The 19,120-nt window shown below is 61.7% G+C and carries 14 protein-coding genes and 1 tRNA gene; all 15 read right to left on the reverse strand.

Annotated elements, in window-relative coordinates; all coding sequences use genetic code 11:
- A partial coding sequence (locus AC1DQR_RS38435; protein ID WP_477134962.1) for a GTP-binding protein occupies positions 1-251 on the reverse strand: 251 nt, incomplete at its 3' end.
- Positions 252-328: 77 nt separating this feature from the next.
- Positions 329-2,431, reverse strand: a complete 2,103-nt coding sequence (gene fusA / locus AC1DQR_RS38440) for an elongation factor G (RefSeq protein ID WP_150985749.1) — start codon at positions 2,429-2,431, stop codon at positions 329-331.
- Positions 2,432-2,550: 119 nt separating this feature from the next.
- Entirely contained in the window at positions 2,551-3,021 is a 471-nt protein-coding gene (gene rpsG / locus AC1DQR_RS38445; RefSeq protein WP_035876146.1) for a 30S ribosomal protein S7, read from the reverse strand.
- Between the two features lie 226 nt (positions 3,022-3,247).
- Positions 3,248-3,625, reverse strand: a complete 378-nt coding sequence (rpsL, locus tag AC1DQR_RS38450) for a 30S ribosomal protein S12 (protein ID WP_006162330.1) — start codon at positions 3,623-3,625, stop codon at positions 3,248-3,250.
- A 355-nt stretch (positions 3,626-3,980) separates the two neighbouring features.
- The gene (gene recQ, locus AC1DQR_RS38455; protein ID WP_416049859.1) at positions 3,981-5,846 is read right to left on the reverse strand and encodes a DNA helicase RecQ; all 1,866 of its coding nucleotides are present in this window, start codon (positions 5,844-5,846) and stop codon (positions 3,981-3,983) included.
- 284 nt (positions 5,847-6,130) lie between these two features.
- Positions 6,131-10,375, reverse strand: a complete 4,245-nt coding sequence (gene rpoC / locus AC1DQR_RS38460) for a DNA-directed RNA polymerase subunit beta' (RefSeq protein ID WP_043350381.1) — start codon at positions 10,373-10,375, stop codon at positions 6,131-6,133.
- A 133-nt stretch (positions 10,376-10,508) separates the two neighbouring features.
- Entirely contained in the window at positions 10,509-14,615 is a 4,107-nt protein-coding gene (gene rpoB / locus AC1DQR_RS38465) for a DNA-directed RNA polymerase subunit beta (protein ID WP_043350384.1), read from the reverse strand.
- A gap of 411 nt (positions 14,616-15,026) precedes the next feature.
- On the reverse strand, positions 15,027-15,398 hold the full coding sequence (gene rplL / locus AC1DQR_RS38470) for a 50S ribosomal protein L7/L12 (protein WP_006162333.1): 372 nt from the start codon (positions 15,396-15,398) through the stop codon (positions 15,027-15,029).
- A gap of 76 nt (positions 15,399-15,474) precedes the next feature.
- A complete protein-coding gene (gene rplJ / locus AC1DQR_RS38475) occupies positions 15,475-16,023 on the reverse strand; it encodes a 50S ribosomal protein L10 (protein WP_017224513.1) in 549 nt (182 codons plus the stop codon).
- A 429-nt stretch (positions 16,024-16,452) separates the two neighbouring features.
- Positions 16,453-17,148: a 50S ribosomal protein L1 gene (gene rplA, locus AC1DQR_RS38480; RefSeq protein ID WP_006162337.1), complete on the reverse strand. Its 696-nt coding sequence runs from the start codon at positions 17,146-17,148 to the stop codon at positions 16,453-16,455.
- Entirely contained in the window at positions 17,149-17,580 is a 432-nt protein-coding gene (gene rplK, locus AC1DQR_RS38485; protein ID WP_006162338.1) for a 50S ribosomal protein L11, read from the reverse strand. It abuts the gene before it with no gap.
- A 198-nt stretch (positions 17,581-17,778) separates the two neighbouring features.
- Positions 17,779-18,360 (reverse strand): transcription termination/antitermination protein NusG, encoded by a 582-nt coding sequence (gene nusG, locus AC1DQR_RS38490; protein WP_006162340.1) that lies wholly within the window; start codon positions 18,358-18,360, stop codon positions 17,779-17,781.
- Positions 18,361-18,370: 10 nt separating this feature from the next.
- Complete coding sequence (gene secE, locus AC1DQR_RS38495) at positions 18,371-18,751, reverse strand: preprotein translocase subunit SecE (RefSeq protein ID WP_006162342.1); 381 nt, start codon at positions 18,749-18,751, stop codon at positions 18,371-18,373.
- Positions 18,752-18,812: 61 nt separating this feature from the next.
- Positions 18,813-18,888: transfer RNA gene (locus AC1DQR_RS38500), tRNA-Trp, on the reverse strand.
- 84 nt (positions 18,889-18,972) lie between these two features.
- On the reverse strand, positions 18,973-19,120 hold a 148-nt coding region (locus AC1DQR_RS38505; RefSeq protein ID WP_477134963.1), incomplete at its 5' end, for an EF-Tu C-terminal domain-related protein.

Genomic DNA, 19,120 nt, shown 5'->3' on the forward strand with positions numbered 1-19,120 from the left:
GGGGGGCAGTCAACGTGTGCGTAGTGGCGGTTAGCCGTTTCGTACTCGACGTGTGCGGTGTTGATGGTAATACCGCGTGCCTTTTCTTCCGGCKCTGCGTCGATTTCGTCGTACTTCTTGGCCGAACCGCCAAACTTGGCTGCCAGCACCGTGGCAATTGCTGCCGTCAGGGTGGTCTTGCCGTGGTCAACGTGACCAATCGTGCCAACGTTCACGTGCGGCTTAGTCCGCGAGAACTTTTCCTTTGCCATTTTTCAGCTCCTAATCGAAACCAGTATGTCGTGTTCATAGTGCCGCCGCGCACAACGCGCGGCGGCGGATTTTTTACTTACTTGCCACGTGCCGTGATCACGGCGTCGGCTACGTTCTTCGGAGCTTCAGCGTAGTGCTTGAACTCCATCGTGTACGTAGCACGGCCTTGCGTGGCCGAACGCAGCGAGGTCGAGTAGCCGAACATCTCTGCCAGCGGAACTTCCGCGCGCAGGATCTTGCCACCGCCGACCATGTCGTCCATGCCCTGGATAATGCCGCGACGCGACGACAGATCGCCCATCACGTTACCCATGAAGTCTTCGGGCGTTTCCACTTCCACGGCCATCATCGGCTCGAGCAGCACGGGGCTTGCGCGACGCATGCCTTCCTTGAAGCCCATGGAGCCGGCCATCTTGAACGCGTTTTCGTTCGAGTCCACATCGTGGTACGAACCGAAGAACAGCGTGACCTTGACGTCGACCACCGGGAAGCCTGCCAGGACGCCGGCGTTCAGGGTGTCCTGAATGCCCTTGTCCACTGCGGGGATGTACTCGCGCGGAACCACGCCGCCCTTGATGGCGTCGACGAATTCGTAGCCCTTGCCCGGTTCTTGCGGCTCGAGCTTCAGCACCACGTGACCGTACTGGCCACGGCCGCCCGACTGCTTGACGAACTTGCCTTCCACTTCGTCGCAGGTCTTGCGGATGGTTTCGCGGTACGCAACCTGGGGCTTGCCCACGGTGGCTTCCACGCCGAACTCGCGCTTCATGCGGTCAACCAGAATTTCGAGGTGGAGCTCGCCCATGCCCGAAATGATGGTCTGGCCGGATTCTTCGTCGGTCTTCACGCGGAACGACGGATCTTCCTGTGCCAGGCGGTTCAGGGCGATGCCCATCTTTTCCTGGTCAGCCTTGGTCTTCGGCTCGACAGCCTGCGAAATCACCGGCTCCGGGAACACCATGCGTTCCAGGATGATGATGTGGTCCGGATCGCACAGCGTGTCGCCCGTGGTGGCTTCTTTCAGGCCAACCGCGGCGGCGATGTCGCCTGCCAGCACTTCCTTGATTTCTTCGCGCTGGTTGGCGTGCATCTGCAGAATCCGGCCCAGGCGTTCCTTCTTGCTCTTGACCGGGTTGTAGATGGTGTCGCCCGAATTGACCTTGCCCGAATAGACGCGGAAGAAGATCAGCTGGCCGACGAACGGGTCGGTCATGATCTTGAACGCCAGAGCGGAGAATTTTTCGTCGTCCGCAGCACGGCGCGACACTTCCTTGTCGTCATCGTCCACGCCGGTGACCGGCGGGATGTCGACCGGCGACGGCAGGAAGTCGATCACGGCGTCCAGCATACGCTGCACGCCCTTGTTCTTGAACGCGGTGCCGCACAGCATCGGCTGGATTTCGCAGGCGATGGTACGGTCGCGCAGGCCCTTGATGATCTCGGCTTCGGACAGTTCGCCCTCTTCCAGATACTTGTTCATCAGCTCTTCGTTCGACTCGGCAGCTGCCTCGACCATCTTCTCGCGCCATTCGTTGCACGAGTCGGCCAGTTCAGCCGGGATGTCCACGTAGTCGAACTTGGTGCCTTGGCTGGCCTCGTCCCAGATGATCGCTTTCATCTTGATGAGGTCGACCACACCCTTGAAGGTGTCTTCGGCGCCGATGGGCACAACGACGGGAACCGGGCTAGCCTTCAGGCGGGTCTTCAGCTGGTCGTAGACCTTGAAGAAATTCGCGCCGGTACGGTCCATCTTGTTGACGAAGGCCAAGCGCGGCACGCCGTACTTGTTAGCCTGGCGCCAGACGGTTTCCGACTGGGGCTGCACGCCACCCACTGCGCAGTAGACCATGCAAGCGCCGTCCAGCACGCGCATGGAGCGCTCCACCTCGATGGTGAAGTCCACGTGGCCCGGGGTGTCGATGATGTTGATGCGGTGTTCCGGGTAATTGCCGGCCATGCCCTTCCAGAAGGCGGTGGTCGCAGCGGAGGTGATCGTGATGCCACGCTCCTGTTCCTGCTCCATCCAGTCCATCGTGGCGGCGCCATCATGCACTTCACCGATCTTGTGGTTCACACCGGTGTAGAACAGGATACGCTCGGTCGTGGTGGTTTTACCCGCGTCAATGTGAGCCGAGATACCGATATTGCGGTAGCGCTCAATGGGAGTCTTACGAGCCACTTTAATCCTCTATTCGTCCGTGAGACGCCGGCATCTCATTGCCAACGCCCGTAACACAAACGGGCGAGCGTGTGAAAACACAGCCCGCCCGGCAACCAACGGCGTATAACTCGCGCGCTTTAGAAGCGGAAATGCGAGAACGCCTTGTTGGCTTCGGCCATGCGGTGCACTTCGTCGCGCTTCTTCATCGCGCCGCCGCGGCCTTCCGCAGCTTCCAGCAACTCACCTGCCAGGCGCAGCGCCATCGACTTCTCGCTGCGTTTTTTCGCGGCCTCGCGCAACCAACGCATCGCCAATGCCAAACGACGCGACGGACGGACTTCGACCGGAACCTGATAGTTGGCGCCGCCCACGCGACGGCTCTTCACTTCGACCACCGGCTTCACGTTGTTGATCGCAACGGAAAACACTTCAACGGGGGCCTTGCCTGCCTTCTTTTCGATCTGGTCGAACGCGCCATAAACGATACGTTCGGCAACCGACTTCTTGCCGTCCAGCATCAGGACGTTCATGAACTTGGCAACTTCAACGTTACCGAACTTCGGATCGGGCAGGATATCCCGCTTGGGGACTTCACGACGACGTGGCATCTTCTTTCCTTTAGATTCAGTTGAGAGCGCGGCAATGATTTCCCGCTCTCCGGCCACCAACTAGCTTGCCTTCCATCGAGGCAAATTCGCCGGGTGACCACTTACTCGACGGCACGGCGCATAAACGCTCCGTTGTACCGCCGCCTGGTGACAGCACCATGACGCAACCGCCACAGGCCATCGTTTGTTGCTTCGGGCTTTGTGCCCAGCTTGCCTGGCGTTAGCCTTAAGCAGCCTTCGGACGCTTCGCGCCGTACTTCGAACGTGCCTGGCGACGATCCTTCACGCCTTGCAAGTCCAGCGAGCCACGGACGATGTGGTAACGCACACCCGGCAAGTCCTTCACACGGCCGCCGCGGATCAGCACGACCGAGTGTTCTTGCAGGTTGTGGCCTTCACCGCCGATGTACGAGATGACCTCGAAACCGTTGGTCAGGCGCACCTTGGCGACCTTACGCAGTGCCGAGTTCGGCTTCTTCGGCGTCGTGGTGTACACACGGGTGCACACGCCGCGACGCTGGGGGCAGTTCTCAAGCGCCGGGCTCTTGCTCTTGACGACTTCAGAGACACGCGGCTTGCGAACCAGTTGGTTGATAGTTGGCATTGTTCAATCCAGCTTGGTTTTACGGAAAAACACCCCTGGGGCCACAAGCAATGGGCCGAAGAGGCAACGACGGGTTTTGGGCGGGAAAAGTGAGCGAGCGCTCTTGAGACGGACCTGTGGAGGAACAGACTGGCCAAAGAGCGCGAGCTCGCCTGGGATCCCGCTGCGACCACACCACCAGAGCATCACACGATCCCCTGGCAGGCTTGCCGATTGCGAACCGAGGGCCACAATTACGACAGGCGAGCGAAATCCAAAGCCAAAAACTCGAATCTGACATGCTAGCAGCGACTACGTAAACCGTCAAGCAGCTTCTGACAGAAGCGTGCTGCTCGGCTTAGGCCCGGGCAAGGCCTCAAAAGTCCTCCACGGCGCCCAGCGCTTCCAGGATGGCATCGCCGTAGCGCTCCAGCTTGGCGGCGCCGATGCCGGGGACTTCAGCCATTGCCGTCAACGAATCCGGCGCGCTGCGCGCCAGTTCAGCCAGCGTGGCGTCATGGAAGATCACATAGGCCGGCACGCCGTGCTCGCGTGCCGTCTCGGTGCGCCACTTGCGCAGGGCTTCCCAGTTGGCCAATGCCTCGGTGTCCATGCCGGCGGTATGGTCGGTGCGCGTGCCGGCGGAGCCGCGCGCGCCACGCTCGCCACTCTTGGCTGGCTTGCTGGCCTGGCGGCGCAGGGTGATCGGCATCTCGCCCTTGAGCACCGCGCGGGCAGCGTCGCCCAGCAGCAAGGCGCCGTGACCGCCATGGTCGATCACCAGCAGGCCGTGGGCAATCAACTGGCGGAAAATGGCGTGCCACTCGGAGACTGAACGGTCCGCGCCGATGCCAAACGTGGAGACCTTGTCGTGGCCCCATTGACGAATCTTTTCCGACGCATTGCCGCGCAGCACGTCGACCATATGGGTCGCGCCGAAATGAACGCGGCTGGCCTGCGCCGTACGGTAGACGCAGGACAGCGCCATCTGCGCTTCACGCGTGCCATCCCAGGTGGCAGGCGGCTCCAGGCAGGTGTCGCAGTTGCCGCAGGGTTCGCTGGCTTCGTCGAAATAGCCAAGGATGCGCACGCGGCGGCAGCCGGCCGTCTCGCACAGTCCGAGCAGGGCATCGAGCTTGGCGGACGAGACGCGCTTGTGCGCATCGTCTGCCTCGGACTCGTCGATCATGCGCTTTTGCTGAACCACGTCGCCGAGGCCGTAGGCCATCCAGGCGTTGGCCGGCAGCCCGTCGCGGCCGGCACGGCCGGTCTCCTGATAGTAGCCCTCCATGCTCTTGGGCAAGTCCAGGTGCGCCACAAAGCGCACGTCCGGCTTGTCGATGCCCATGCCAAAAGCGATGGTGGCCACCATGATCACGCCCTCCTCCTCGCGGAAACGCGCCTGATGGTGCTGGCGCACGCCCGCATCCATACCGGCGTGGTACGCCAGCGCGTTGAGGCCCTGGGCGCTGAGGTAGCTGGCGGTGTCCTCCACTTTCTTACGCGACAAGCAATAGACGATGCCGCTGTCGTGCGTGCCGTCGGCGGCCAGGTGCTCGGCCTTGATAAAGGCCAGCAACTGCTGGCGCGCATTGTCCTTCTCGACGATGCGATAGCGGATATTGGGACGGTCGAAGCTGGAGACGAAGACGCGGGCGTCATGCAGCGCGAGGCGCTCGACGATTTCCTCGCGCGTGACGGAATCCGCGGTGGCCGTCAGGGCAATGCGCGGCACTTCCGGGAAGCGCTCGTGCAGCACCGAGAGCTGGATGTATTCCGGTCGGAAGTCATGGCCCCACTGCGATACACAATGCGCCTCGTCGATGGCGAACACGCCGATACGGGTACGCTGGAGCAGGTCCTGGAAGCGCGGCGTCATCAGCCGCTCGGGCGCCACATAGAGGATTTCCAGCCGGCCGGCGAGCAGATCGCGCTCCACCGCAGAGGCCTCGGCCCCGCTGAGCGTCGAGTTCAACACTGCCGCGCGCACGCCCGCTTCGGACAGCGCCGCGACCTGGTCCTGCATCAGCGCGATCAGGGGCGACACCACGATGCCTGTGCCCTGCCCCGCCCGCTGCCGCAGCAGCGCGGGAATCTGGTAGCACAGCGACTTGCCGCCGCCGGTCGGCATCAGGACCAGGCAATCGCCGCCATCGGCCACATGGTCGATGATCTCCCCCTGCCGGCCGCGGAAGGCGTGGTAGCCAAAAACATCCTTGAGAATCGCCAGGGCGCGCGACATAGCAACAGCTTAAAAAAAGGGGTGGGACCGCGAAAGGCGTAACCATACCACCAAGGGCGCGGCTAACTACTTCGGCCTGTAACGAATGTTCCCGGATTTCCTTCGTCTGGCGGCGCATGGAGCACGGGTCCGTGTCCCTGCGGCAAAGCATAAGCACGACGAATAAAAATAACCGAAGAGACCGAAAGAAATAAAAATGGCTATATACCTACAGGCCAAAAAAAACCCGGCCACCAGGGCCGGGCTTCTTCATGCAGCTTGCTTGCCGGTTCAGGCTGGCAGTCTTAGACCGCGTCGCCCTCGCCTTCGGTCGTCGCCGGCACCACAGGCGGCTCGATGAAGAGCGACTGCTCTTCGTCGGAGATCGCCTGGGCACGTTCGCGCTCGGCCGCCTCGCGCGCCTTGCGGGCACGGTGGTAGGCCAGACCCGTACCAGCGGGGATCAGTCGGCCAACGATCACGTTTTCCTTCAGACCACGCAGGTCGTCGGTCTTGCCCATGATCGCGGCTTCCGTCAGCACGCGGGTGGTTTCCTGGAACGATGCCGCCGAGATGAAGCTGTCGGTGGACAGCGACGCCTTGGTGATACCGAGCAGCAGGTTTTCGTACGTGGCCGGACGCTTGCCTTCGGCGATCACGCGATCGTTCTCGTCAAGCAGTTCCGAACGCTCCACCTGCTCACCCGGGATGAACTTGGTGTCGCCCACATCCGCGATCTGCACGCGGCGCAGCATCTGGCGCACGATCACTTCGATGTGCTTGTCGTTGATCTTCACGCCCTGCAGACGGTACACGTCCTGCACTTCGTCGACGATGTAGTGCGCCAGCTCCTCGATGCCCTTCAGGCGCAGGATGTCGTGCGGGTCCGCCGGACCTTCCACGATCATTTCGCCCTTGTTCACCACCTGGCCATCGTGCACCAGGACTTGCTTTTCCTTGGTGATCAGGAACTCATGGGCGTTGCCGTCCAGGTCCGTAATCACCAGGCGTTGCTTGCCCTTGGTGTCCTTGCCGAACGACGTGGTGCCGGTGACTTCCGCCAGCACGGCGGCATCCTTCGGCGAACGCGCTTCGAACAGCTCGGCCACACGCGGCAGACCCCCGGTAATGTCGCGGGTCTTTTGCGATTCGGTCGGGATACGTGCAAGCACTTCGCCCACGTGCACCTGCTGGCCGTCCTTCACGGTGATCAGCGCGCCGACCTGGAAGCCGATGGTCACGGAGTGGTCCGTGCCCGGGATCTTCACTTCCTGGCCGTTGGCGTCGAGCAGCTTCACCTGCGGGCGCAGGCCCTTGGTGGCAGCCGTACGGCGCTTGGCATCAATCACCACGAGGGTCGACAGGCCGGTGACCTCGTCCATCTGCTTGGCGACGGTCACGCCCTCTTCGACGTTCTCGAACTTGGTCGTGCCGGTGTACTCCGACACGATCGGGCGCGTCAGCGCGTCCCACGTGGCCAGTTGCGTGCCAGCCTTGATGGCCTGGCCGTCCTGCACCAGCAGCGTGGCGCCGTACGGGATCTTGTGGCGCTCGCGCTCGCGGCCGTGGTCGTCGGTGATCAGCGCTTCGCCCGAACGCGAGATGACGATCAGCTCGCCCTTCGCATTGGTGACGTAACGCATGGTCGCCGTGAAACGCACGGTACCGGTTGCCTTCGCTTCCACGCTGGATGCCACGGCCGAACGCGATGCCGCGCCGCCGATGTGGAACGTACGCATGGTGAGCTGGGTGCCCGGCTCGCCAATCGACTGAGCGGCGATCACGCCAACCGCTTCGCCGGAGTTCACCAGCACGCCGCGGCCGAGGTCGCGGCCATAGCACATGCCGCACAGGCCGTAGCGCGTGTCGCACGACAGCGGCGTGCGCACCTTCACTTCGTCCACGCCGATGGCGTCGATCATGTCGACCAGGTCTTCGTCCAGCAGGGTGCCGGCCTCGATCGCGGTTTCCTGGGTTTCAGGGTTCACCACGTCGGACACCGTCACACGGCCGAGAATCCGGTCGCGCAGGGCTTCGATCACTTCACCGCCTTCGACCAGGGCCTTCATGGCCACGCCGTTGGTCGTGCCGCAATCGTCTTCCACCACCACCAGATCCTGCGTCACGTCGACCAGACGACGGGTCAGGTAACCCGAGTTCGCGGTCTTCAGTGCCGTATCCGCCAGGCCCTTACGCGCACCGTGGGTGGAGATGAAGTACTGCAGAACGTTCAGGCCTTCACGGAAGTTCGCCGTAATCGGCGTTTCAATGATCGAGCCATCCGGCTTGGCCATCAGGCCACGCATGCCAGCCAGCTGACGGATCTGCGCAGCGGAACCGCGCGCGCCCGAGTCGGCCATCATGTAAATCGAGTTGAAGGAGTCTTGCTTCACGGTGTTGCCGTGACGGTCGACCACGTCTTCGTGCTGGAGCTGCTCCATCATCGCCTTGCCCACCTGGTCGCCGGCGGCGCCCCAGATGTCCACGACGTTGTTGTAGCGTTCCTGGTCGGTCACCAGACCCGACATGTACTGCTTGTCGTATTCCTTCACCTTGGCAGCCGCGTCGGAAATGATCTTTTCCTTTTGCGGCGGCACCAGCATGTCGTCGATGGCGATCGAGATACCAGCGCGCGTTGCCAGGCGGAAGCCCGACTGCAGCAGCTTGTCAGCGAAGATCACAGTCTCGCGCAGGCCGCACTTACGGAACGCGGTGTTGATCAGGCGCGAGATTTCCTTCTTCTTCAGCGGCTTGTTCAGCACCGAGAAAGGCAGGCCCTTCGGCAGGATCTCGGACATGATCGCGCGGCCGACCGTGGTGGCCTGCAGCGTGATCTTGGGCGCAAAGCGGGCGTCGCCCACTGCATCCTTGTCGACCAGTTCATACTCGGTGATACGCACGTTCACGCGCGAAGCCAGTTCGACTTCCTTGTTCTCGTAGGCGCGGATCACTTCGCTGATGTCGGCGAACGTCAGGCCTTCGCCCTTGCCGTTGATCTTGTCGCGGGTCGTGTAGTACAGACCCAGCACCACGTCTTGCGACGGGACGATCGACGGATCGCCGTTGGCCGGGAAGAGCACGTTGTTGGAGGCCAGCATCAGCGTGCGGGCTTCCATCTGCGCTTCCAGCGACAGCGGGACGTGAACAGCCATCTGGTCACCGTCGAAGTCGGCGTTGAACGCCGCGCAGACCAGCGGGTGCAGCTGGATGGCCTTGCCTTCGATCAGCACCGGCTCGAACGCCTGGATACCCAGRCGGTGCAGSGTCGGCGCGCGGTTCAGCATGACCGGATGCTCGCGGATCACCTCTTCGAGGATGTCCCACACCACCGCGGTCTGGCTTTCCACTTCCTTCTTCGCCGCCTTGATGGTGGTGGCGATGCCCATCGTTTCCAGCTTGTGGAAAATGAAAGGCTTGAACAGCTCGAGCGCCATCAGCTTGGGCAGGCCGCACTGATGCAGCTTCAGGGTCGGGCCCACCACAATGACCGAACGGCCGGAGTAGTCGACGCGCTTGCCCAGCAAGTTCTGACGGAAACGGCCGCCCTTGCCCTTGATCATTTCGGCCAGCGACTTCAGCGGACGCTTGTTGGCGCCCGTCATGGCCTTGCCGCGACGACCGTTGTCCAGCAGCGAGTCAACCGCTTCCTGCAGCATGCGCTTTTCGTTGCGCACGATGATTTCAGGCGCCTTCAGTTCGAGCAGGCGCTTCAGGCGGTTGTTACGGTTGATGACGCGGCGATACAGGTCGTTCAGGTCCGAGGTGGCGAAACGGCCACCATCCAGCGGAACCAGCGGACGCAGTTCGGGCGGCAGCACCGGCAGCACTTCCAGGATCATCCATTCCGGCTTGATGCCCGAACGCTGGAACGCCTCGAGCACCTTCAGGCGCTTGGCGAACTTCTTGATCTTGGCTTCGGAGCCGGTGGTCTGCAGCTCGGCGCGGATCGTTTCGATCTGCTTTTCGATGTCGATGCCGCGCAGCAATTCACGGATGCCTTCGGCACCCATCATGGCCACGAACTCGCCTTCGCCATACTCTTCGCACTTGGCGATGTAGTCGTCCTCGGACATGATCTGGCTCTTCTTGAGCGGGGTCATGCCGGGTTCAAGCACCACGAATGCTTCGAAGTACAGGACGCGTTCGATATCGCGCAGCGTCATGTCGAGCACCATGCCCAGACGCGACGGCAGCGACTTCAGGAACCAGATGTGCGCGGTCGGCGCAGCCAGTTCGATGTGGCCCATGCGCTCGCGGCGCACCTTGGCCAGCGTCACTTCAACGCCGCACTTCTCGCAGATCACGCCACGATGCTTCAGGCGCTTGTACTTGCCGCACAGGCACTCGTAGTCCTTGATCGGGCCAAAGATCTTGGCGCAGAACAGACCATCGCGCTCGGGCTTGAACGTCCGATAGTTGATGGTTTCCGGCTTCTTCACTTCACCGTACGACCACGAACGGATCTTCTCTGGCGATGCCAGGCCGATCTTGATCGCGTCGAACTGCTCTTCCTGCTGAACCTGCTTAAAGAGATCGAGCAATGCTTTCATTGCAACTCCTTGTTTCGCCGCCAGCCCGACAGCATGTCGGGCCCGCGGCATTCATCCTGTGGGAAAACCGTAGCGGGCATTCGGCGGTAGGCGGGCCATTTACGGCCGGACTACCGCGCACTCTCGATCCAAATCAATAGCGATCGAGGTCGATGTCGATACCCAGCGAACGGATTTCCTTCACCAGCACGTTGAACGATTCCGGCATGCCGGCATCGATCGAGTGCTCGCCCTTGACGATGTTCTCGTAGACCTTGGTCCGGCCGTTCACGTCATCGGACTTGACCGTCAGCATTTCCTGCAGCACGTAGGAGGCGCCATATGCTTCCAGCGCCCACACTTCCATTTCACCGAAACGCTGGCCACCGAACTGCGCCTTACCACCCAGCGGCTGCTGGGTCACCAGCGAGTACGGGCCGGTCGAACGCGCGTGCATCTTGTCGTCGACCAAGTGGTGCAGCTTCAGCATGTGCATCACGCCGAGCGTAACCGGACGCTCGAACGCTTCGCCGGTGCGGCCGTCGTGCAGCGTGACCTGTTGCTTGGAAGCGGTCAGGCCCATGTCGCGGGCGATCTCTTCCGGGTACGCCAGGTCCAGCATGCGGCGGATCTCGTCTTCATGCGCACCGTCGAACACCGGCGTGGCGAACGGGACACCCTTCTTCAGGTTGGTCGCCAGTTCCAGCACTTCAGCGTCCGACAGGCTGTCGAGGTCTTCCGGCTTGCCGCTCTCGTTGTAGATCTGAGCGAGCAACGGGCGCAGTTCCTGCGCCTTCGCCTGTGCCTTGAGCATGGAGCCGATACGCTGGCCCAGGCCGCGCGCGGCCCAGCCCAGGTGGGTTTCCAGAATCTGGCCCACGTTCATCCGCGACGGCACGCCGAGCGGGTTCAGCACGATGTCGGCGGGCGTGCCGTCGGCCATGTAGGGCATGTCTTCGATCGGGACGATCTTGGACACAACACCCTTGTTGCCGTGACGGCCTGCCATCTTGTCGCCAGGCTGCAGGCGGCGCTTGACGGCCAGGTACACCTTGACCATCTTGATCACGCCCGGCGGCAGTTCGTCGCCTTGCGTGAGCTTCTTGCGCTTTTCTTCAAAGGCCAGGTCGAACTCGTGACGCTTCTGCTCGATGGCTTCCTTGACGGCTTCCAGCTGGGCAGCCACTTCTTCATCGGCCGGGCGGATGTCGAACCAGTGGTACTTGTCCAGATCGGCCAGGTACTCGCGGGTCAGCTTGGCGCCCTTGGACAGCTTCTTCGGACCGCCATTGACGGTCTTGTCGAGCAGCAGGCGTTCCAGACGCTGGAAGGCATCGCCTTCCACGATACGCAGCTGGTCGTTCAGGTCCAGGCGGTAGCGCTTGAGTTCATCGTCGATGATGGACTGGGCACGCTTGTCGCGGGTCACGCCTTCGCGGGTAAAGACCTGAACGTCGATCACGATACCGCTCATCCCCGAGGGGACGCGCAGCGAGGTGTCCTTCACGTCCGAAGCCTTCTCGCCGAAGATCGCGCGCAGCAGCTTTTCTTCCGGGGTCAGCTGGGTCTCGCCCTTGGGCGTGACCTTGCCGACCAACACGTCACCGGCCTCCACTTCGGCACCGATGTAGGTGATGCCGGACTCGTCCAGACGCGCGAGCTGCGCTTCGGCGAGGTTGGAAATGTCGCGGGTGATTTCTTCCGGTCCCAGCTTGGTGTCACGCGCGACGACCGACAGTTCCTCGATGTGGATCGAGGTGTAGCGGTCTTCGGCAACCACGCGTTCGGAGATCAGGATCGAGTCTTCGAAGTTGTAGCCGTTCCACGGCATGAACGCCACCAGCATGTTCTGGCCGAGCGCGAGCTCGCCCAGGTCAGTCGATGCGCCGTCGGCGATCACGTCGCCACGGGCGACGAAATCCCCAACCTTGACCATCGGACGCTGGTTGATGTTGGTGTTCTGGTTCGAGCGGGTGTACTTGATCAGGTTGTAGATGTCGACGCCGACTTCACCGGCGACAGCTTCCTCATCGTTCACGCGAATCACGATACGCATGGCGTCGACGTAGTCCACCACGCCGCCACGGGTTGCCTGGACGGCAGTACCCGAGTCGACCGCAACGGTACGCTCGATGCCGGTACCCACCAGCGGCTTGTCCGGACGCAGGCAAGGCACGGCCTGGCGCTGCATGTTGGCGCCCATCAGTGCACGGTTCGCATCATCGTGCTCGAGGAACGGCACCAGCGATGCCGCGGCCGAGACGATCTGCGAAGGCGCCACGTCGATGTACTGGACGCGGTCCGGCGTGACCATACGGGTTTCCCGCTCGCTACCTTCACGCGACGACACCAGTTCGTCGATCAGGGTACCGTCGGCGTCAACCGTCGCGTTGGCCTGCGCCACCACGTACTTGCCTTCTTCAATGGCGGACAGGTAGTCAACCTGGTCGGTCAGCTTGCTGTCGACCACCTTGCGGTACGGCGTTTCCAGGAAGCCGTACTCGTTCAGGCGTGCATACAGTGCCAACGAGTTGATCAGGCCAATGTTCGGGCCTTCCGGCGTTTCGATCGGGCACACGCGGCCGTAGTGGGTCGGGTGCACGTCACGCACTTCAAAGCCTGCGCGCTCACGGGTCAAACCGCCCGGGCCCAGTGCGGAGACACGACGCTTGTGCGTGATCTCGGACAGCGGGTTGGTCTGGTCCATGAACTGCGACAGCTGCGACGAACCGAAGAACTCGCGGATGGCCGACGAAATCGGCTTCGAGTTGATCAGGTCGTGCGGCATCAGGTTTTCGGTCTCGGCCTGCCCCAGACGTTCCTTGACGGCGCGCTCGACGCGCGACAAGCCGGCACGGAACTGGTTTTCGGCCAGTTCGCCAACGCAGCGAACGCGACGATTGCCCAGGTGATCGATGTCATCGACCTCACCCTTGCCGTTGCGCAGGTTGACCAGGATCTTGATGGTCTCGAGGATGTCCTCGTCCTGCAGCACCATGCTGCCTTCACCGCTCGGGCGGCCCAGGCGGCTGTTGACCTTCATGCGGCCAACGCGCGACAGGTCGTACGACTCTTCGCTGTAGAACAGGCGCTGGAACAGGGCCTCCACCGCGTCTTCGGTCGGCGGCTCGCCGGGACGCATCATACGGTAGATCGCGATACGCGCAGCGGTCTGGTCGGCGGTGTCGTCCACGCGCAGCGTCTGCGACATGTACGGACCTTGGTCCAGATCGTTGGTGTACAGGGTCTGGATCTGCTTGACACCGGCTTCGCGCAGATTTTCCAGCACGGTTTCGGTCAGCTCGTCGTTAGCGTTGGCAATCACCTCACCGGTATCCGGGTCGATGATGTTCTTCGCCAGCACGCGGCCAAGCAGGTAGTCTTCCGGCACGCTGATCAGCTTGGTACCGGCGGAATCCAGGTCGCGGATATGCTTTGCGTTGATCCGCTTGTCCTTCTCCACGACGACACGGCCGTCCTTGTCGGCGATGTCGAAGCGCGCGACTTCACCACGCAGACGTTCGGGCACGAATTCCATCTGCGCGCCTTCCGACTGCAGGGTGAAATTGTCGAACACGAAGAAGTGCGCGAGGATTTGCTCGGGCGTCAGGCCGATCGACTTCAGCAGGATCGTGACCGGCATCTTGCGGCGACGGTCAACGCGGAAGTACAGGATGTCCTTCGGATCGAACTCGAAGTCGAGCCACGAGCCGCGGTAAGGAATAATCCGTGCCGAGAACAGCAGCTTGCCCGAGCTGTGGGTCTTGCCCTTGTCGTGTTCGAAGAACACGCCAGGCGAACGGTGGAGCTGCGAAACGATCACACGCTCGGTACCGTTGATGACGAAGGAGCCAGTCGACGTCATGAGCGGAATTTCGCCCATGTAGACTTCCTGTTCCTTGACTTCCTTGACCTTGCCCGGATTTTCCCGATCGTTGATGATCAGGCGTACCTTGGCACGCAGAGCCGAGTGGAAGGTCAGGCCACGCTGTTGACATTCCTTGACGTCGAACGGCGGGTTGGAGAGGTGGTAGGAGACGAACTCCATACGGGCGAGCCCGTTGTGCGACACAATCGGGAAGATTGCACTGAAAGCCGCTTGCAGGCCCTCGGTTTTGCGACGTGAGGGTGGCGCACCCTCTTGCAGAAACTGAGCGTAGGATTCAATCTGGGTGGCAAGCAGGAAAGGAACCTGATGAACCGTCGCGCGCTTCGCAAAACTTTTGCGAATGCGCTTCTTTTCGGTGAAGCTGTACGCCATGGGATCTCCGAATCATCGCAGGGCTGGCTGGACCTGGCGCAGCACCTGAGGTGTTCAGCGACTGGGAGGGGATTTGGCGGTTGGCCGCTACCAACCTCTGGCTGACGGTGTCCGCACGCTGCGAGCCGGCAGAAACGACGCAATGCGTCATACCGGCCCGGGGGACACCCGACCAAACTTGTCTTCTGCAGTCGGTTCAGAAGACAAACATCAGCAACCACCTAGTGTGCCACTGATGTTTGGCCTCTGCTCAAGCTTAGGCATACGCCCAGCTCTCAAGCATCGCTTGCGCCATTTGTTCACGCATCCGAGTGCACAGTAAAACACACATCGCAGAAGCGCAAAAAGGCTGGCGCCGGGAATCTCCCTTTGCCAGCCCCATTCGCGTGCCAAAAGGCACGCGAGTACAGCTTACTTGACTTCGACCTTTGCGCCGGCGTCTTCCAGCTTCTTCTTGGCGTCGGCTGCAGCAGCCTTGTCCACGCCTTCCTTGACAGCCTTCGGTGCGCCGTCAACCAGATCCTTGGCTTCCTTCAGGCCCAGGCCGGTGATTTCGCGAACAGCCTTAATCACGCCAACCTTGTTTGCGCCGATTTCCGACAGGATAACGTTGAACTCGGTTTGCTCTTCAGCGGCAGCAGCGCCTGCGCCCGGGGCAGCAGCCACGGCCATCGAAGCGGCGGACACGCCAAACTTTTCTTCGAACGCCTTGACCAGGTCGTTCAGTTCCATCACGGACATCGAGCCTACGGCTTCGAGGATGTCGTCTTTGCTGATTGCCATTTGGAATACTCCTGCTAAATGTGATTCGGTATCGGTAATGCGATCTTGATGAGCCAGGCTGCGAAAGGCTTACGCCTTAAGCAGCTGCACCTTCGCTCTCGGCGGCGGCAGCAGCGCCTTCGCCTTCGGCAGGGGCGCCTTCGCTCTTCTTGGCAGCCAGTGCAGCCAGCAGACGGGCGAAGCCCGACACCGGTGCCTGCATCACGCCAAGCAGCTGAGCAATCAGTTCGTCACGGCTCGGGATCGAGGCCAGTGCCTTGACGGCAGCAGCATCGAGCACATTGCCGTCGTACGACGCTGCGCGCAGAACCAACTTGTCGTTGGTCTTGGCAAAGTCGTTCAGAACCTTGGCCGACGACACTGCATCTTCGGAAATACCGTAGATCAGCGGACCGGTCATTTGCTCTGCGAGGCCGGCAAACGGCGTGCCTTCCACGGCGCGGCGTGCCAGCGTGTTCTTCAGAACGCGCAGGTACACACCTTGCTCGCGGGCCTTGGCGCGCAGCTTGGTCAGATCGCCAACCGCAATGCCGCGATATTCGGCTACGACGATGGTCTGGGCTTTAGCGACTTGCGCCGAAACCTCAGCAACGACGGCCTTCTTATCTTCAATATTAAGTGGCACGGTTAAGCTCCAAAACGATGCTTGTCCCCCGGATCGTCCGGGGCACGCACATCAGTCCAAACGAACGGCGTCCGATTTGGCCCGAATCACCCGGGTCATTGCCCGGATTCTTCAATCCCTCGGGTGCGCCATCTGCGCTGGTGGGCCGGGAGGCGTCGCGGCAGGCCGAAGCCACGCTGCGTACGTTCCGTCCGATTAAGGCGAGGCAGCCAACCTACGGCCGCACCCACCACCAGCGGTCTTTGATAACCAGCGGTGCCTGCCGCGCGTGCGCGCCGGCGGGCACCACTGCCCAAAGCCTTGCTCCTTCATCCTGCGCTGTCCTATCGGGCACCGCCTGACTCGGGAGACGATCCCGGCCTGGGCCAGGATCCTCAATTCTTTACGCTGGGCGACGTTATCGGGTCCGCCCTGCGGTTGCCGCCAGCCTTAGGCCGACAGCGAAGCCTGTTCCACGCGAACGCCAACGCCCATGGTGGACGAAACAGCGATCTTGCGCAGGTACACGCCCTTGCTGGTAGCCGGCTTCGACTTCACCAGGGCTTCGATCAGCGCGCTCAGGTTGCGCTTCAGATCGGCGTCCTGGAACGAACGGCGGCCAATGGTGGCGTGGATGATACCGGCCTTGTCGACACGGTATTGCACCTGACCGGCCTTGGCATTCTTCACAGCCTGGGCGACGTCGGGGGTAACCGTACCGACCTTCGGGTTCGGCATCAGGCCGCGCGGGCCCAGGATCTGGCCCAGCGTACCAACGATACGCATCGTGTCCGGCGAAGCGATCACGACGTCGAAGTTCAGGTTGCCGGCCTTGACTTGTTCAGCCAGGTCTTCCATACCGACGATTTCGGCGCCAGCCGCCTTCGCGGCTTCAGCCTTTTCGCCTTGGGCGAACACGGCCACGCGAACCGACTTGCCGGTACCGGCAGGCAGCACGACGGAGCCACGAACCACCTGGTCCGACTTCTTCGCATCGATGCCGAGTTGCACGGCAACGTCGATGGATTCGTCGAACTTGGCCGATGCGCAACCCTTCACCAGGCCCAGGGCCTCGTCGATCGGGTAGAACTTGGTGCGCTCGATCTTCGCCTTGTTCGCGGCGGTGCGCTTGGAAACCTTAGCCATTTACAGACCCTCCACGGTGATGCCCATCGAGCGAGCCGAACCGGCGATCGTACGGACAGCAGCGTCCAGATCGGCAGCGGTCAGGTCAGCGTTCTTTGCCTTGGCGATTTCTTCAGCCTGGGCACGCGTGATCTTGCCAACCTTGTCGGTGTGCGGCTTGGCCGAACCCTTGGTCAGGCCAGCTGCCTTCTTGATCAGAACGGTCGCCGGGGGCGACTTCATCACGAAGGTGAAGCTCTTGTCGGCGAAGGCGGTAATCACCACCGGCACCGGCAGGCCGGGTTCCATGCCTTGGGTCTGCGCGTTGAACGCCTTGCAGAACTCCATGATGTTCAGACCGCGTTGACCCAGTGCGGGGCCCACGGGCGGGGAGGGATTTGCCTTACCAGCCGGAATTTGCAGCTTGATAAAGCCAATGATCTTCTTGGCCATATTTACTCCAATCCGGACCGCTTCCTGACGGAATGCGATCCTGTTGAGTCGTAGCGCGCTATCGCCGCAGGGATGGTTCATCCACCCCAGCCAGCCTCACGCTCCTCTTGTGGCCAGCCCCTTTCGAAACTGGCCGCTGCATTTTTCGCTGACCTCGCGGCCAGCATAAAACGCGAAAACCTGAACCGCTTAAACCACTTAGACCTTCTCGACCTGGCCGAACTCGAGCTCGACGGGAGTGGCGCGCCCGAAGATGGTGACCGAGACGCGCAAGCGCGATTTCTCGTAGTTCACTTCCTCGACGTTGCCGTTGAAGTCGGTGAAAGGACCGTCCTTGACGCGAACCATTTCGCCCACTTCGAAGAGCGTCTTGGGACGCGGCTTCTCGACCCCTTCCTGCATCTGGGTCATGATCTTGTCGACTTCCTTCTGGGAAATCGGGCTCGGGCGATTGCGCGCACCACCGACGAAGCCAGTGACCTTGCTGGTGTTCTTCACCAGGTGCCAGGTCTCGTCGGTCATTTCCATCTCGACCAGCACGTACCCCGGGAAGAAGCGGCGCTCGGTGACAGACTTCTGCCCACCCTTGATTTCAACGACTTCTTCGGACGGGACCAGGATGCGGCCAAACTTGTCCTGCATTTCGGCGCGCTCAATGCGCTCCTGCAGCGCGCGCTGCACACTCTTTTCCATGCCGGAATAGGCGTGCACCACATACCAGCGCTTCTTCGACGAAGGCGATTCAGCTGCGGGGACTTCCTGTTGTGCGTTATCCGTCATGTTCTATCCTTCATTTCCAGCCCAGCACGAGCGAAAAGATGACCCACTCGATGAGCTTGTCCGCAGACCACAGGAACACGGCCATGATCACGACAAAGACAAACACCAGGCCCGTCATCTGCCCGGCTTCCTTGCGGGTGGGCCAAACGACCTTGCGGACTTCGCGATACGATTCCTTGGAGAAACCGATGAAGTCCTTGCCTGGCGCCGATACCAGCGCGACCACCACGCCCAGCGCAATGCCGCCGAACAGCGCAGCGCCACGCACGTAGGACGGTTGCTGTGCCAGGGCATAGAAACCGATGACGCCGGCAACCACCAGTAGCACCGCGGCGCCAAGCAACCACTTACCACTGGCGGCGTTGACGGTTTCGACGTTGGGATTGGCCATGTTTCGCAAACGAGACTAAGCCGCGTCACGATACTCTCTATCGCGACGCGGCTGATTGAATTGGCAGGGGCAGAGGGAATCGAACCCCCAACCTTCGGTTTTGGAGACCGACGCTCTGCCAGTTGAGCTATACCCCTAAAACAACTTTGGGGTCGGCGATTAGGCCAACCCCTCTGGCAACGAATACGGCCGGTTGGTGCYGTATTCGCTGTTCGACTTTATCAGTCGAGGATCTTTGCCACGACGCCGGCGCCGACGGTACGACCGCCTTCACGGATGGCGAAACGCAGGCCTTCTTCCATGGCGATCGGGGCAATCAGCTTGACCGTGATCGACACGTTGTCACCCGGCATAACCATTTCCTTGTCC

It is taken from the genome of Cupriavidus sp. 05L411, assembly GCF_056398045.1.

Coding starts and splice junctions, on each gene's coding strand:
- rplL (WP_006162333.1), bottom strand. CDS start 15,398: ATGGCAATCAGCAAAGACGACATCCTCGAAGCCGTAGGCTCGATGTCC.
- rpsL (WP_006162330.1), bottom strand. CDS start 3,625: ATGCCAACTATCAACCAACTGGTTCGCAAGCCGCGTGTCTCTGAAGTC.
- rplK (WP_006162338.1), bottom strand. CDS start 17,580: ATGGCCAAGAAGATCATTGGCTTTATCAAGCTGCAAATTCCGGCTGGT.
- secE (WP_006162342.1), bottom strand. CDS start 18,751: ATGGCCAATCCCAACGTCGAAACCGTCAACGCCGCCAGTGGTAAGTGG.
- nusG (WP_006162340.1), bottom strand. CDS start 18,360: ATGACGGATAACGCACAACAGGAAGTCCCCGCAGCTGAATCGCCTTCG.
- rplA (WP_006162337.1), bottom strand. CDS start 17,148: ATGGCTAAGGTTTCCAAGCGCACCGCCGCGAACAAGGCGAAGATCGAG.
- rpsG (WP_035876146.1), bottom strand. CDS start 3,021: ATGCCACGTCGTCGTGAAGTCCCCAAGCGGGATATCCTGCCCGATCCG.
- recQ (WP_416049859.1), bottom strand. CDS start 5,846: ATGTCGCGCGCCCTGGCGATTCTCAAGGATGTTTTTGGCTACCACGCC.
- rpoB (WP_043350384.1), bottom strand. CDS start 14,615: ATGGCGTACAGCTTCACCGAAAAGAAGCGCATTCGCAAAAGTTTTGCG.